Raw genomic sequence first — 14,713 nt, 5'->3', positions numbered from 1 at the left:
AGACCGCATAGTTCTCTCGGAATGATGACACCAAATGAAAAAGAAGAATGGTACTGGGCACAGCACTAAGCAGCTGTACTCGGCACTTTTCTTTATAAATTGTGTCCACTTTATTGACTATAGTCCACTAATACACCGGAAAGGATACGTCTGCTGCGGTATGCGTTCTGCAATTCATACCACGCCTGTTCTTTTGCGTCTGCGGCTGTTACATAACTGCCATTACTTTCAATGGTCAATACCGGCATCTGCTGCGCCTGTATCATTTTTTCGTCCTTGTCCATTGTTCCTTGCCTCCTTATTTTTACTCATCAATTGTTTTTTCGAGATTGAAACCACTTTCTTTGGTTCTTTCGGTTGTACTTCTTGTTCCAAAACGGCTGATTTTATTTCCTGCCCAAAAGATTCCTTTCTTTCTTCTGACAGTGCCATTTGTTGTTTGGGTTCCTCTATTTTTACAGCTGGTTCCTTTTCTTCCATCCGCCAAAGGGGGATATGGGTAACCGCCTTTCTTTTCTTTAGTTTTTTACTTTCCGGGTGCAAGGTATAATCGAATTTTTTCACACGAAATACCTTTTGCCCACGGAGTATGATCAGTGCTTCGTCCAATGGCATACGCAGGACTTCGTCTTGTGTCATCAGCTTTCGTCTGCCTACGGAACTGATTTCACGAAAATCCGGTGTGAAGTTGCTGACACGCCAGGTATGCAGCTGTTTGGACTGACTGCTGACCGAGATGGTCACCTCACCAGTGCGGTCTGACAGAAAACGAGCTGTCATTTCATCTGTACAGCCCAATGCGATCTGGGTATCACAGTTACCAATGATTTCCTGCCATTCGTCATAGGGATAGCGGTTCTTTAACTGCGCGATATTTTGAAAAATTACAGAAATACTGATATTTCGGCTGCGTACCGTTGATATTTTCTTCTTAAAGTCTGGTATAGCGCCAATGTTTGGGAACTCGTCCAGAATAAAATTGACTGCCTTTGGTAATTTCCCGTCTACACCATTTCGGTCTGCAAAGCGCACCAGCTTAATAAACAGGAATGAAAAAAACAAGGATGACAAAAAGTCAAAGGTAGAATCCTGATCGCTGGTGATGCAGAAATACGCACATTTCTCTTTTCCAGGTAATTCCAAGTCGATTTCCGGATATGCGGTGATATTACGAATCATTTTGTTCTGGAACACCTGCAATCTGGCACCAAGACCAATGATGACACCGCCTCGGACTTTTTCACCTGCCTGCTTAAAGATATGATAGGGTCCTTTTGCAGGGTGCTCCTTTGGCAAAAGTGCAAAACGTGCATCCATCTCTTTCTCCGATAACTCCGCCAGCATACGATATACCTGACCTAAGTTTCGCTCCTCCTCCGTTTTTTCCATATCCACATACAGGATCAATGCTTTCAGCAGGTTCAGCTCTGACATATCCCAGAAATGATCTGTTTTTCCGTCACTTGTGTTCTTGATAATAACGTCAGCACAGGTCTGTGCCATCAACTCCTCATGCTGGATCTCCCACATACAGTTCCAGCTGTCACTGTTTGGCGGATTGACCAGATTAAAGACCTTTACCGTATATCCATGCTCCTCCAGATACACCGACATATCCTCATAAAGTTCTGATTTTGGATCTGTCAGCACCATGCTTTCCCCACGTCTGACACATTGGAATATCATATTACGCACAAAAGCACGGGATTTCATGCTGCCAGAAGCACCATATACTGCAATATTTCGGTTCATCCTGCTTTCCAGTGGGATACTGGCAATCTGTTTTTCAACAATACCCAAAATCGTGCCTTTGGTATGGCGGATATCCGTCAGACACAAGAGTTTCTTCATTTCTTTTTGCTCCAGATATCCTGCTGTACCATAGGTACCCTTTTCGGAATAAGCAAAGTTGCGTTCTCTATCTAATTCGCCTCCAGTGCTGTTTCCCATATGCATCACCATCACCACCAGTATGGCGATCAGGATACATTCGAAAAGCAAAGCATAGAAGCCATCCATTGAAAACACATGACGAAAACAGGAAAGTATCCCTGCATCCGGAAACTGCGGTGCAGTACCATCTCCTGCTACACCGCCGGCAGCTGACCATATTTTGTAGTTTTTAAGGAACTGCGCCAGATACCCAGCACCGTACAATAACGGAAGGATACCCAAAAGCAGTATTGCGACTGCTTTTTTCAAATCACGTCGTTCAAAAGAAATTCTCTCGGACAGCTTCCATGTCCACTGTTGAAATTTGAGTGGCTTCATCGCAGTATTGTTTCACCCCTTCCTTCTGGAAGTCAAAACAAATGACCTCTCCTTTCTTCTGGGCATATCTCAGCTGCATAACAAAGAGAAGCAAGCGTTTGATGTCAAAGTCGAAACAGATCAAAACCGGTTCCAAGGCATCATTATACCCATCGTTTATGATGTTCCTTTCTGCATTGCTTTTTAAATCCTCTGTTAGCACCTGATATAAGCACTGATACATTTGTGCATCTTCCAATATCTGAAGCAAAAGACTGCCGTTCTCATCCAGCGGGACACAGCAGAATTTCTCAAAGGGGGAATCTCGGATATCTGCTTGTCGTTTCACCTCTAAGATAGGGGTATCTGTTTGACTGTAAAATAAAAGCGCTCTTGTTTCTGAAAAAGAGTATCCTTTTTCCTGAAGCACAGAACGCAGTAAGATATCCGCACGTTTCTCCACATTACCATACCAAGATGTCACCCCATCCAGATGGTAGCAAAGCCAGACTGCGTTTTTTGTAAGCCAAACACCTGCTCCACGGGAACTGATGACTTTCGTAGAAAGGCTTCCCATGTCTTTCCATTCTCTGGAACTGTAGAAAACAGACTGCGAGAGCTTTACCTCCGTTGGCTGTTCCTGAAAGATACTTGGCTTTTCATCTCGGAACAGATTGGTACCAGCCAAGAAAAAAAGCGCCATCATTTCTGCCAGACGACGCTGCCTCTTTCTATGGACCAAATCACTGCGGCGCATGGAGGCATCAGCACCATTTGCCAGAAAATATGAAAACCGATTATAATCACTTTGCAGCATCCAGCGTTTTCCGCTTATGGTAAGCCGATAGCCTTTTACCCCATCTTTCTGGTATCGAACGATTTTGTTTTCCAAAAGTAATCTCTGTAAAATTTTCTTTCGGTAATCAGGCTGCGGGATCAACAGCGAAACCATATCCTCTCCAACCTCACCTGCCATAGATAATATCTCCAGCACATGATATGCTTTGGCATCTTTCTGTATCATGTTTTTTTTCTCACCTCCAAAATACGGGATATGACTTCTGACCAAGGCTCCTAAACTCGGTCAGAACTTATCCTTTCCTTGCGCCTTACTTTCCTTTATTTTTCAATGGTTTGGCAGAACTTCTGACCAATCCCAAAATCATACACTTTCCAGTGCCATTTCTGGATACCACATCTGACCAGTCTTTCGTCTGATTTCTATATGTGTGCAGTTCTTTTTTCCGACCTTTGTGCGATAATGCAGCTCACAAAAAGCACCACAGTCATCCAATAAAAAAAAGGCGTTGATCACATCCAACACCTCTTTGGCTTCCAGATTATCATAGTCTCGAATACCTCTTACAGGGATACCTTTGGCATACTCATAGGTATAACAGATAAATGCTTGTTCCATACGACAGATTTCCTTCTCTCGACAAAAGCACTCCAAAGCAAATGACAAGGGTTCCAGCAAGAACACCACGTTCTGTCTTCCTTTGCGTTTCGGCAAAAGCTGTGGGATGATGATTTCATATCCCATTTCTGTTTCCATGACCTCGATTCCCTGTGCATCTGTCACTGTATGCAGCATACGTTTTCTGCTGCTCACGGGATAAGATCCCACCAGATTTCTGGCAGTACAGGCAATGGCTTCTGCACGCATCGCAATATCCATACCCAAATCTTCAAAATTTTCCGGATACCTTGCGGCATCTGTCATTTCATAGGCACAGACTGCGTTTTTTAAACGTATGATGTCGTCTTTCAGACGATTAGTTCGATCATATAAATTAGGACTCATAGGTAAAATATGCCACCTCCCCATGTTCTTTCACTGTACAGAATACTGCGTTGAGTTCTGACATTTTCTCTATTTGTGCTTGGTCTTCCAAAAGTACAATGGGCTGAAAGCAAATGCTTGTCCGTAGTTGATTGATAGAATTTGCAATCACCAGCTCATCTCCTTCCATACAATAGAACACGCTGTAAACGCTCCCACTTCGATACATTTCCAGCACCAGCGGAAAATGCGCAGCTCCATGAAAATCACAGTCCTCCAAAAAATCAAGGACTAACCAGAAACTCAATATCTGTTTTTCATCCTCTTTGATGCCTTTTGATACCTTTATCACGCCAGTATCCTGTTCTAATACAACTCTGCCTTTTTTGACAAGCATTCTAAATGCCTTTGCCATGGTTTCTGAAGGCAGTCCAAAATACTTTTCCACCTGCTCGATTTTCAATGCTTGATATTCTGACACCAGTTCTACGATTTTTTGTTCCAGACTCTGCCTATTTTCTTTTACCGCAATCACTGCTTCATCTCCCTTCTTTTTAATAATTCCTGTAACTGCTGACGGTCTGTGGTGATCATTTCTGTTTCCAATGCTGATGCCTTAAACTCAACAGTCACATTATTGTTATTGGTAAGAATTAGACCATTTCCTCTTGCAAAGTGCGTGATATTCATGACCTCTGTATCACTCAGATTTAAAATCTCTTGCACCCTCTGGGCTTCTTCATCCTCCAGATTCAATACGATTTTTGTTTTGCTATTGTTAAGAATACCTTTGCCATACTTCCCATCATCCAATGCGAGGAAGTCATTGATATCCTGTGTGGCACAAATAGCAGCACCGCCATATCCACGAATGATTTTAAAGATTTCCAGTACGAACTCCGCTGCCAAACGGTTACTGGATGCACCGATGAGCTGCCAAACCTCATCAATAAAGATTGCTTTTTCCACAGTTCTGTCTTCTTTCGCCTTATCCCAAACATAATCCAGTGCTAGGAACATTCCTACTGTAAGCAAGTCGCCTGTCAGCTCCGATATATCCAGTACGATATATTTATTATCCAACCTTACATTGGTCTGTTGGTTAAAGGTGCTGGCAGAACCATGGACTAGACGGTTCAGGATATTTGCCATGCGTTTTGTTTCCGGATTTTCCATCAAAACCGAATATACATCACCTAATACCGGCATGGGTTTATAACTGCCATCTTGTTGGTATAAAGACGCATTTTGATGAGTGATACCTTTCAAGGCATAAGTCTTGATCAACGCCTCATCCAAAAGCTGGCGTTCCTCATGGCTCATATCTGGTATCAACAGAGAAAAGAAAATATGGAGGCGCTGAATCTTCGCCGCCAGTTCCGAGCGTTCTGCCCTTTGATCGCCGTCCAGACAGATATTTGCTTTCTGGTCAGTCTTTCGTATCTCCATGATATTGATACAATGGTGGGACGCCGGAGAAATCTGGATAAACTCACCGTCGATGTTATGGCAGGCTCGACGAAACTCGTGCCCTTTTAGAGGTGCCAGAATAAAGACTTGAACATTTTTCTCACGCAGACGCATTGCCATCAACTGTAAGGTGAATGTTTTTCCTGCACCCGATGTACCTAAAATCGCCATATTGGCATTCTTATAAATCTTGGAGTTAAAAATATCTACAATAATTAAGGAATTGTTATATCGGTTGACACCAAGCAAAATCCCGTTATCATCACTCATTTCAAAACTGACATAAGGATAACAGCCGGACACGCCAGAAGTAAGAACATTTCTTTTAGATAAGGCATAGAGCCCTTTTTCCATTTTGTTCAATGGTAGGGTAGACAAAAATGCCTGTTCCTGTCTGAAATAGCATGGCTTCATCTGTAAATCCTGCGACACCATCAGTTTTTTCATTTCATTGCTTCGCCATTCCAATTCTTCTACACTGTCGGCAGTGATGGTAATGAGGATGTTCATATAATAAAAATCCTGATTATTTGCAAGACCTTCTTTCAGGTAATAGCCAGAACGTATTGCACTGTCGATTTCATCAAAGTCTGTATTGGTATCTGATGTTTCCTTCATTTTAGAGCGATTGATACGAATCTGCTGACCTAAACGGAACTGTGCTTTGTCCTTTGGCTCCTTATTGAGGAAAATATCCACATCGATCCCTTCTCCGGCATTAACCAAGAGAGAAAGCCAGCCTGCTGCCACCTGTGATTTATAGCCATCTGACGGTATCATAAAATAAGCGTAATATAAACCGTCTATCTCAATATAACTGCCTTTTTGGAACTTGATCTCCTTTGGCATCACCAAAGAGGATATGGGGATTTCTGTTTTGTCCTTTTTATCTACAGCTAGGAAATATTTATCCAAAGCTTCTGCTGCATTTTCCACAAAACCCACAGAATTGCTCTTTTTGCGGTTCAAAAGGATATAAAACAGCTCTGCCATAAATTCTTCTGGCTTTTCCTGTTCTATGACCTCGTTGCCGCATTGTCTGAGATATGTTCTGGCTGTCTGTTCCGCAATATGCAGCTGGGCAATGGCTTCTTTCTCCTCATTCTTTTTACTGCCGCCAGGCATGGGTTCATATTCCAAAACCATGAAAAATCGTCTGGTAACAGCTTCTTTCAAGCCGATACGTCGAATCAGGTTATAGTAGTCCATCAAAAGAATCTTGCACTTTTCATTTTTCTCTTGTGCGATATCATTCTGTATTTTCTGCAAATGGCTGCCAATATCCGCTTTTTTCGATATGACCTTGATCTGCATTTTCACTGGACTGATTTTCAAATACGACATATAGGAATAGATGATATTTCGCTGTTCCCTTGCACTGCGCAACAGAAAATTGATAGGCTCAATCTCCATTATCTTGATATATCTCTTATCCTTTAGGTAGCAGATACCGTTTTCAATCTTCTCTACCGGAAAAAAATCTGCTTCTGCAGGCTGTTTCTTTTTTCTTTTTTTACGAACAGACGCTTTTTCTTCCTCATCAAACTCCTCTGGCAGATCACCAATATCCGGGAACAAATGCTTGTCCATTCTTTTTTCCTCTGAAACACACGCTGTTTCTACTGATATTGTTCTTCTTGCACGCAGAAAATGGAAAAAATTTATGAGAAAAGCTGTCAAACTCTCTTCTCCCACACCAATTAAAGCAAAAATGCCTGCCGGCAAAGCCGTCAGGCACAGAATGATGATCTTTGTAGTAAAGGAAAAAGCCGCTATCTTCAACACAGGAACTGCAATTCCTAAGGAAAAGACTACGGCTTCTATGGCATTTCTTAGTTTCAGCATCCCACCGAATAGTGAACCTTCACTGATGAAGTTTGGTGGAATCAAATAAATATCTCGTTCTTCTTTTGACTTTGAAATGATTTCCGACCTCCTTTCTCATTGGCTGATATACTCCCTTGGATTCACTTCTTCGCCATTGACCAACACACCCAAATGCAGATGTGCTCCAGTTACTCTGCCAGTAGCACCTACTTCTGCAATAACTTGTCCAGCAGCAATACTTTGTCCTTTCGTCACAAAAATATCACTACAATGGGCATAAAGTACCTGCACACCATTTCCGCAGTCCACGCGAATATGATGCCCATATCCCGTTTCAGAAAATACAACAGAAGTGACAACCCCGCCTGAAACAGCATTGATTGGTGTACCTGTGGGATATGCAATATCCAATCCTTCATGAAAAGCCTGACTGCCGTTCAGAGGATCTACACGGTAGCCAAACTCCGAAGATACAGCATCGTTCCAGTTTTTCCCTATAAAAGGAGAACCCCAAACGCCTCCACCAGTGAATACCAAATATTTCATGACAGCCGCTACATATTTGGGATTACCATAGCTACTCCATCCCAATTTCTGCTGCATCAGTTTGGAAAATTCCAATGCGTTTGCCTCACTGTATCCTCCATAATTCTCTAATGCCCAGCCGATATATCCATTTCCGTAATTATAGCCCTGTAATGCCAAGCTAAGCTCGTCCATCTGACTGGGAGAACTACATCCAGCACCATGAAGGCAATCAGCAAGATAATGCACACCGACTTCAATGGAATATTCCAGATCAGTGATGCCGTTTGGTTTCTTCGGGTATTTGGTATTATAAGGACATTCGCTTGCCTGCATCACATCTGGTACTCTGCCGCCGCTTTCTGCCATCATCACCGCACAGATTACATCGAAAAACTGAGGGATGCCATATTGTTCCGCATATTTTTTTATGAGATCGCTATATGCCACACTTCCGCACTGACTTGTGCGCTAACAGCCCCCATCATACTGCCGTATAGAAATATTTGCAAATTAGACGCATAATCCAACGCCTTTTGTTTTTCTTTTTCGTTTAGACGAAAGATTTCATCGGCGAAATAATCATCTCCTGCATACTGCACCTTATAAGTATAGGTTGTGATGCCATCTGATGTAGATGTTGATACGTCATAAGTAAATAATGCATCTGCATGATTTTGAATGAGTGACATCACTTCTTCTGTACTGATGTCCTCCGTTCCTTTCCATACGGAATACTGGCACAAAATCAGCATCGCTTTTGCGCTTCCATAATGAAAATCGTCTGAAATCACTGCCGTTTCGTCCTCACCCAGTCCATCTATCTCTGACTGTATCTGCGTAAGGATACTTTCATGCGCATGATCTACTGCTGTCCATACCGCACTTTGATAAGATTGCAAATTTTACATGATAGCTGTTTGGCTGTTCAAAGCCTCCATAGAACCAAAACCTCCAAATAAAAAAAGAAGGCAGCATACAAAGAAACAATATCGGCAAAAGCAACAGGAATCCCAGTCCAACCAGACCTTTACCAATATTTTCTTTTTGGTCCCAAAGTACTTCCGCTGCTGCAAAAGGACCACTTTTTCCATATTTTAAAGCTTTTAGGAAATTTGCAGCACGGAATATATGCCTTGCATCATACTCCTGCATTCTTTGCATTATACCCTATCCCTTCTTTTCGGTGGCTCTGGCAATTTATTTTCAATGTGTTCTTGATATTGTATCTTTCCATCTTCCTTCATAAAAGGCTCTTTAATTACAGTTGGCTGAGCATACTGCTGATACCACTTTGACCCATCCGCTGCGGTTACTGTTTTATAATCGCCTTTCACTGGCGGCATATATTTTTCCGTATCATACATAGCAAATGCCCTGCCCTCTGAAAACTCCTGTGTTGTTTCCACACCGGTGATCCTGCCTCCGCCTATTTCTATCTGACTGTATACTGGTACTTCCGCAACTCCATAAACTTCTCCTCTGCTGAAGCCTTCATATTCAGAATAAGGCATGGAAACACTGCCCATATCCTGAAAAGCGCTTTGTTCCGGATGATTGTTTTCACTATAAAATGGGATTGTATCAGCATTCATCTGTGGACTTGAATTCACAGCATCATTTCCATAATATTCGGAAGTAGAAGCACCAATATTCTGCTGATACTCTGCAATCACCTGTTCCGCAGAAGTTTGCATATCTACAAAGGCAGTTTCCTGCAGATTGTTGCTTGCTGGACCATCAACAGAGAATGCACCAGTATAACCTGCAGATTCTGTATCGTCTTTCTGCATCCTACTTTCTGTATGAACCGCCTGCTCCGCAGAGGAGTGATTCACGCCCATATAGGAAGAAAATGCTTGTATTGCTTCTTCCCCTTTCATGGTTCCTGTTTTCGTAACATCACCCCTTGCAATACTGCTTATGACATTTGTGGAAAATCCACCACCGTTTTGGATAGAAGAATTATAAACAGATCTGGCAATATTGGAAGCGATACTATCGCTTTTTCCAGTGATATTATGGATTGCACCCTGACTGAACTGTCTGCCCACGGCTCCTGCCAAGCCACCTTGCAAAAATGTTTCCTGATGATTTGTAGCACTGCTGGTAGAAGATGTACTGCCCCCGACCTTTCTCGCTCGATCAATGGTACGCATAGCAATGGCTGCTTCACCAAGCATAGAACTTCCTGTTCTACCTACATTGATTCCCAGCATCTGAACAAAACTGTCTATTTTCTGGGAAACCTTCAAAAAAGCAACTGCACACAAAAACCAAATTAGAAAATTTCCGTTTTCCAAGGATAAAGGATTGGCAATAAAGCCTGCAAACATAGATGTAAAGATACGAAGGCACCATACATTCATCAATATCATCAAAATTTGTCCACCCAGCATCCTGCACCAGCTTCGAAAAATATTCATAGTATTTTGCGAACCACCCATGGAAAAAGCCAATGGTGCTGTATACACCAAAATACCTAATAAAACATATCTTTCTGCCGCTTCAAATAGCAGTCGAATATAGTTCCACGCGAGAATCACCAGTAATATCAAAGCAATCAGTGCAATGGAACCGCTTAATGAAGCCCCTAGTACAGTAAGCAATACAGAATTGAAATCCGCAAAATCCAGTGGCGGCAAGTCTTCTGTCATCAGCCACGCATAAGGCGTTCCTCCAATATCTAAGATAATATCTAAAATATCTTTTGCAAAAAAAGCAAGGAACAGAAAAATACAAGTTCTGATTGTAAGACTGACTGGATTTTCTGCCTCACCACTGCTGGATACTCCAAAGTTTCGGAACAACTGAAAAACTAGGTTTAACAGAAGCAAGCCAATGGCAAGTGCAACAATGATACTATAAAATGTTTCAGCTGCTGGGAAGTACATCAAAAATGTTTCCATATCACATCCCAAAGCACCTAAAACCGATGTATTGATCATATCCAGTATGTTCATCACCTGTGTTGCAATCCATTCTACAATGCCATCAAGTATTCCCAAAGGAAATCCCTCCTTTGCTTATGCCTTCCATTGACCACCTTCAAAAAATGGTGTGATATATGCCATGATAAATCCAAGACCATTGATGATTGCCCATGTAATGATGATTCGCTTTAACCAAGCCCTAGACTCGTCCACTGTTCTGCCACTTCTGGAAAAGTTCATCATCAAAAGTGCAATAGCAGCCGTTACTACTGCCGCTATGGTGGATATAGCTACAATTTGACCATATACATCTTTCATGATTTCCGTAGCCTTTTCCCATACAGTTGCCGCAAAAACAGGCTCCGTCATATAAAGCAACATGGTACTGCTACAAAAAAGTAGATAGCCTGCCTGAGCAATGGAAAATCTTTTCTTCTTCTCTTTTTTCATGTTTTGACCTCCTGTAAATGGAATGTAAAAAAGGCATCTGATTTTCATAATCAAATGCCTTTGAATAAAAAATATATTTTGTTGTTTGGATAGACTTCCATATTGGTATCTTATCATATAAGAAATATCGTGTAAATGTCAGAGCAGTATCAATTAAGTGCCGAAACAGTCCCAATTTCATTTCAGAAATACTTCTGGACATAATGTCCAAAAGTTCTATTAAGCTATTGTATTCATATATGTTGGCAAGAAATACTCTCTTATTACATCTTCAAAAAGATCAGCAAGATTTTCTAGCTGTCCCCATATATTTCTAATTCCTTGGAGAGATACTGATTTTCTGAGAGATACAAGACAACTAGAATCTTCTAGTTCCCATATTTCCTCATCAACATTCATTCCTAATTTTATCCTACTCTTAATAGCATCTTCTGCAAACTTGGTAATGCCATTCTTTAAATAATAATCAATTTCATCTTTAACATTCTTCAATGCAGGAAAATAATCACAAGCACTCCAAACATCATTTCTTAAAATTATATTCAGATAATTTTTTGCTTTTTCTTCAAGTTCATATGAACTGCAATACTTTAAATTTCTTGATTGTTCATTGATTTTATTAAAAAATGCATATAATTTTGCACGTTTCGCATACCATTTGATAATATCTATTCCCATATTATTCAATCTGTTTTCTATAGGAATATATATTGTCTTGCTTTCTTTTTCCATATAATTGGGGTCTGCTGGAATTAAAACTTTTTCTATATAGTCATTTAAACACAGAAAATAAATATCTTCTTTACCAATATCAACTACCGTCAAAATAACAGGAACAGCATTTCCCATCTTTTCTACTGTAAAAAGTAAATCTGTATCAAGCACAAATTTTATTACATCTGCTTTTTGTATGCTTTCAGAACCATTTTTTATATCTAGCCTTGCTTGTTTTATGCTTTCAGTTGCTTTAACCTGAAAGAAAATATGTTCTCCAGAAGTAATGAATCCTGTATCATAAGGAGTAAAGAGCTCAACACTCAAATCTATTCCATAATCAGGTATATACTCTCTGACTACCCATTCCTCTGGAAAAAAATTTTTTAAAATATCAACCCCATTCTCTCCTTTTATATGTTGAAGTGTTCTTTTCTTACCTTCACCCAATTTGTAATACCTTCTTTCATTCTCTCCAAATAGTTTTCTTATGCCTTTCCCTTTCAAAAATCTTCTAAAATTTCTTCTGGACATTATGTGCAAAAGAACTATTTCTTCATCAACCAATCCAAAGCATTGATCCTTCTTATCCCGTCAAAATCACCTTCCGGATCATTATCAAGGGTTAAAATATACTTTGGATAATTGTCCTGTATCATTTTCAACGGTCTTAGTTCCCTTTCCAAAGTGATTTCATCTCTTACACTGGCTGAAACCTGATAATACTCTATACCATTATAATTTTGAGCAACAAAATCAACTTCAACTTGATCCAATTTGCCAATATAAACATCATATCCTCTGCGAATCAATTCCAAATAAATCACATTTTCCAGAATATGACCTACATCTGTGTTGGCTTTGCTTCCGAGAAGTGCATTACGCAAACCGATATCTACCAAGTAATATTTTTCCAATGTTTTTAGATATTGTTTTCCTTTCACATCATATCTTTTTGCCTGATAAATAATGTAAGATTCCATCAGAGATGATACATAGGACTCAACTGTTTTTACATTGATTTTTCTGCCATCAGAAGTCATCGTGTCACTGATTTTCTTTGTGGAAAGTGGATTACCGATATTATTGGCTAAAAAACGAATTACACTTTCCAACATCATTACATCAGCAATTTTCTTTCTGCTGACAACATCTTTTAATATGATCGTATCATATATTCCCTTCAAGTATTCTCTTACTTGATTGCTCTTTTCATCTAAATGAATTGTATATGGAAAAGAACTTGTTTCAATATACTTTTGGTACGCTCTTTCCAAATTATCTTCCATTGAATTTGCTTGTACAAATTCATAAAAAGAGAATGGCAACATCTCAATTTTTACAAAACGTCCAGTGAGCAAAGTGGATAATTCTCCAGATAATATATATGCATTGGAGCCAGTAATATAAATGTCAATATTATCCTTAATAAAGAAACTATCTACCACTCTTTGGAACTCTTTAACATTCTGAATTTCATCCATAATTAAATATGTCATTTTTCCAGGTATAATTCTTTCCTTGAGATATGCATATAACGCTTTTGGGTCCCATAGTGATTCGAACTCATAATCTTCAAAGTTGATATATATGATTTGTTCATCAGAAACAGACTGCGTTTTTAAATAATCCTGAAACATACTTAAAAGTGTGGATTTTCCACATCGCCTTACACCAGTAATTACTTTGATAATCTTCTTATCTTTATAACCGATCAACTTATCAAAGTATTCTTTTCTCTCAATTTTCATGTCATCACCACCCAACTATATTATATGCAAAAAAATATTTATTTTCAACAGTTTTTATATTGTAATACAAAAACTATATTAAAATTACCTTTTTTGTCATTATGCAACATTAGTTGAAAATTTAATTTCTATAGGTGTTTCGTAAATTAGAGATATATTCACAATTTAACCTTTGGCTCATTTCTTCAAAAATATCCTCATTCATAATTACTTTCACAACTTTCTTACTTATTTTGCTATTTGATTTCAAGTAACTGAACAATGTTTAGGCACTCCCTGGACGTATATCCCCACAAAACTCTTCCTAATTCCAGAACAGCTTCATTCTTCTTACGAAAATAGGTACTTCTTGAAATATCTTTCATATAGTCCCGCAATTTCTCTACAATTTCATCAATATTCTGCATTTCCTGCGGTGAAAGATATGTATAGTACAAGATCCAGTAGTACAGTTCACCATTTTTATGTTTTGTTCTCAGCAAATCTACAGAACAGTCAATCATACGCAGCATATTCCTGCTTCTTGCAATGGTTTTTGTCTGTGCCTCTATCTCTGTACCATTCAAGTCAAGTCCTGCTTCATAAGTCAATTCCAGAAAACCTTCGATATCTCTACCATATTCCTGATAAAAGTTCTGATTCACCCTATGAACAGCTACTTCCAAACTCCATACAACATCCCTATAATTCTTCAGCAACACTTCTGTATTGTGGAACAGTGTATCTTCATCTTTCTTTTTATTTTCATACTTCACACCCCTCGTATAGTATCTTTAGATACCATTATTCTTATATAAAATTTAATAGTTACTTTGTTCAATAGGCTTCATTAAACCCATGATATAATTGTCCCAGTGTCAATCAGGCAAAAGTTCTAGTCACCCCTGTTGAACTCCCAGAGAGTTACTTCACCAAAAGTCTGTTCCCCTGACATGGAAGTTAGCTTCAAACCGCTGGCTGTTTGCTTAAGTGATTGGACAACCATCTTGCAGTGTGGTTTCGCATCTGTC

At 39.7% G+C, this 14,713-nt stretch carries 14 protein-coding genes and 1 pseudogene; 1 reads left to right on the top strand and 14 read right to left on the bottom strand.

Translation table 11 applies throughout. The features are described from left to right. Positions 1-110 precede the first annotated feature (110 nt). From INF29_RS12295 to INF29_RS12270, 6 genes are all read right to left on the bottom strand, one after another. The gene (locus INF29_RS12295; protein ID WP_193486901.1) at positions 111-284 is read right to left on the bottom strand and encodes a hypothetical protein; all 174 of its coding nucleotides are present in this window, start codon (positions 282-284) and stop codon (positions 111-113) included. Then, on the bottom strand, positions 229-2,271 hold the full coding sequence (locus tag INF29_RS12290; RefSeq protein WP_193486899.1) for a VirD4-like conjugal transfer protein, CD1115 family: 2,043 nt from the start codon (positions 2,269-2,271) through the stop codon (positions 229-231). The genes INF29_RS12295 and INF29_RS12290 overlap by 56 nt, the downstream gene beginning before the upstream one ends. Continuing rightward, on the bottom strand, positions 2,213-3,274 hold the full coding sequence (locus INF29_RS12285; protein WP_193486897.1) for a hypothetical protein: 1,062 nt from the start codon (positions 3,272-3,274) through the stop codon (positions 2,213-2,215). The genes INF29_RS12290 and INF29_RS12285 overlap by 59 nt, the downstream gene beginning before the upstream one ends. Positions 3,275-3,412: 138 nt before the next feature. Then, positions 3,413-4,054 carry a DUF6100 family protein gene (locus INF29_RS12280; protein ID WP_193486895.1) on the bottom strand — a complete coding sequence of 214 codons (642 nt, stop codon included), beginning with the start codon at positions 4,052-4,054 and terminating at the stop codon, positions 3,413-3,415. Further along, on the bottom strand, positions 4,044-4,568 hold the full coding sequence (locus INF29_RS12275) for a DUF5697 family protein (protein ID WP_193486893.1): 525 nt from the start codon (positions 4,566-4,568) through the stop codon (positions 4,044-4,046). Before INF29_RS12275 ends, INF29_RS12280 begins: the two co-directional genes overlap by 11 nt. Beyond that, a complete protein-coding gene (locus tag INF29_RS12270; RefSeq protein WP_243184158.1) occupies positions 4,565-7,093 on the bottom strand; it encodes a VirB4 family type IV secretion system protein in 2,529 nt (842 codons plus the stop codon). The genes INF29_RS12275 and INF29_RS12270 overlap by 4 nt, the downstream gene beginning before the upstream one ends. On the opposite strand from INF29_RS12270, the gene INF29_RS14790 reads away from it, so the two are divergent. Continuing rightward, the gene (locus INF29_RS14790; RefSeq protein WP_243184157.1) at positions 7,086-7,397 is read left to right on the top strand and encodes a hypothetical protein; all 312 of its coding nucleotides are present in this window, start codon (positions 7,086-7,088) and stop codon (positions 7,395-7,397) included. The genes INF29_RS12270 and INF29_RS14790 overlap by 8 nt on opposite strands. A gap of 47 nt (positions 7,398-7,444) precedes the next feature. Here INF29_RS14790 and INF29_RS15125 read toward each other — a convergent pair whose 3' ends face one another. The 8 genes and pseudogenes from INF29_RS15125 to INF29_RS12230 form a co-directional block, all read right to left on the bottom strand. Further along, the gene (locus INF29_RS15125) at positions 7,445-8,305 is read right to left on the bottom strand and encodes a lysozyme family protein (protein ID WP_193486891.1); all 861 of its coding nucleotides are present in this window, start codon (positions 8,303-8,305) and stop codon (positions 7,445-7,447) included. Beyond that, on the bottom strand, positions 8,284-8,649 hold the full coding sequence (locus INF29_RS12260; RefSeq protein WP_193486889.1) for a hypothetical protein: 366 nt from the start codon (positions 8,647-8,649) through the stop codon (positions 8,284-8,286). The genes INF29_RS15125 and INF29_RS12260 overlap by 22 nt, the downstream gene beginning before the upstream one ends. A gap of 58 nt (positions 8,650-8,707) precedes the next feature. Beyond that, entirely contained in the window at positions 8,708-9,019 is a 312-nt protein-coding gene (locus INF29_RS12255; protein ID WP_193486887.1) for a hypothetical protein, read from the bottom strand. Positions 9,020-10,155: 1,136 nt separating this feature from the next. After that, a pseudogene (locus INF29_RS15245) lies at positions 10,156-10,863 on the bottom strand (hypothetical protein); the annotation flags it as partial. Positions 10,864-10,881: 18 nt separating this feature from the next. After that, positions 10,882-11,169 carry a hypothetical protein gene (locus INF29_RS12245; RefSeq protein ID WP_072851938.1) on the bottom strand — a complete coding sequence of 96 codons (288 nt, stop codon included), beginning with the start codon at positions 11,167-11,169 and terminating at the stop codon, positions 10,882-10,884. Positions 11,170-11,457: 288 nt separating this feature from the next. Next, positions 11,458-12,519 (bottom strand): DUF4365 domain-containing protein, encoded by a 1,062-nt coding sequence (locus tag INF29_RS12240; RefSeq protein ID WP_193486885.1) that lies wholly within the window; start codon positions 12,517-12,519, stop codon positions 11,458-11,460. After that, a complete protein-coding gene (locus tag INF29_RS12235) occupies positions 12,501-13,703 on the bottom strand; it encodes an ATP-binding protein (protein WP_193486883.1) in 1,203 nt (400 codons plus the stop codon). The genes INF29_RS12240 and INF29_RS12235 overlap by 19 nt, the downstream gene beginning before the upstream one ends. A gap of 236 nt (positions 13,704-13,939) precedes the next feature. Beyond that, entirely contained in the window at positions 13,940-14,458 is a 519-nt protein-coding gene (locus INF29_RS12230) for a hypothetical protein (RefSeq protein ID WP_193486881.1), read from the bottom strand. Positions 14,459-14,713 lie beyond the last annotated feature (255 nt).

Origin of the sequence: Anaerotignum lactatifermentans (assembly GCF_014982935.1) — a bacterium.
Lineage (GTDB): Bacteria > Bacillota > Clostridia > Lachnospirales > Anaerotignaceae > Anaerotignum > Anaerotignum lactatifermentans.
Note: the sequence above shows the minus strand (reverse complement) of the source record. Positions and strands in the feature narration are given on the sequence as shown.

Coding starts and splice junctions, on each gene's coding strand:
- INF29_RS12285 (WP_193486897.1), bottom strand. CDS start 3,274: ATGATACAGAAAGATGCCAAAGCATATCATGTGCTGGAGATATTATCT.
- INF29_RS12255 (WP_193486887.1), bottom strand. CDS start 9,019: ATGCAAAGAATGCAGGAGTATGATGCAAGGCATATATTCCGTGCTGCA.
- INF29_RS12235 (WP_193486883.1), bottom strand. CDS start 13,703: ATGAAAATTGAGAGAAAAGAATACTTTGATAAGTTGATCGGTTATAAA.
- INF29_RS12245 (WP_072851938.1), bottom strand. CDS start 11,169: ATGTTGCTTTATATGACGGAGCCTGTTTTTGCGGCAACTGTATGGGAA.
- INF29_RS12295 (WP_193486901.1), bottom strand. CDS start 284: ATGGACAAGGACGAAAAAATGATACAGGCGCAGCAGATGCCGGTATTG.
- INF29_RS12280 (WP_193486895.1), bottom strand. CDS start 4,054: ATGAGTCCTAATTTATATGATCGAACTAATCGTCTGAAAGACGACATC.
- INF29_RS12290 (WP_193486899.1), bottom strand. CDS start 2,271: ATGAAGCCACTCAAATTTCAACAGTGGACATGGAAGCTGTCCGAGAGA.
- INF29_RS12270 (WP_243184158.1), bottom strand. CDS start 7,093: ATGGACAAGCATTTGTTCCCGGATATTGGTGATCTGCCAGAGGAGTTT.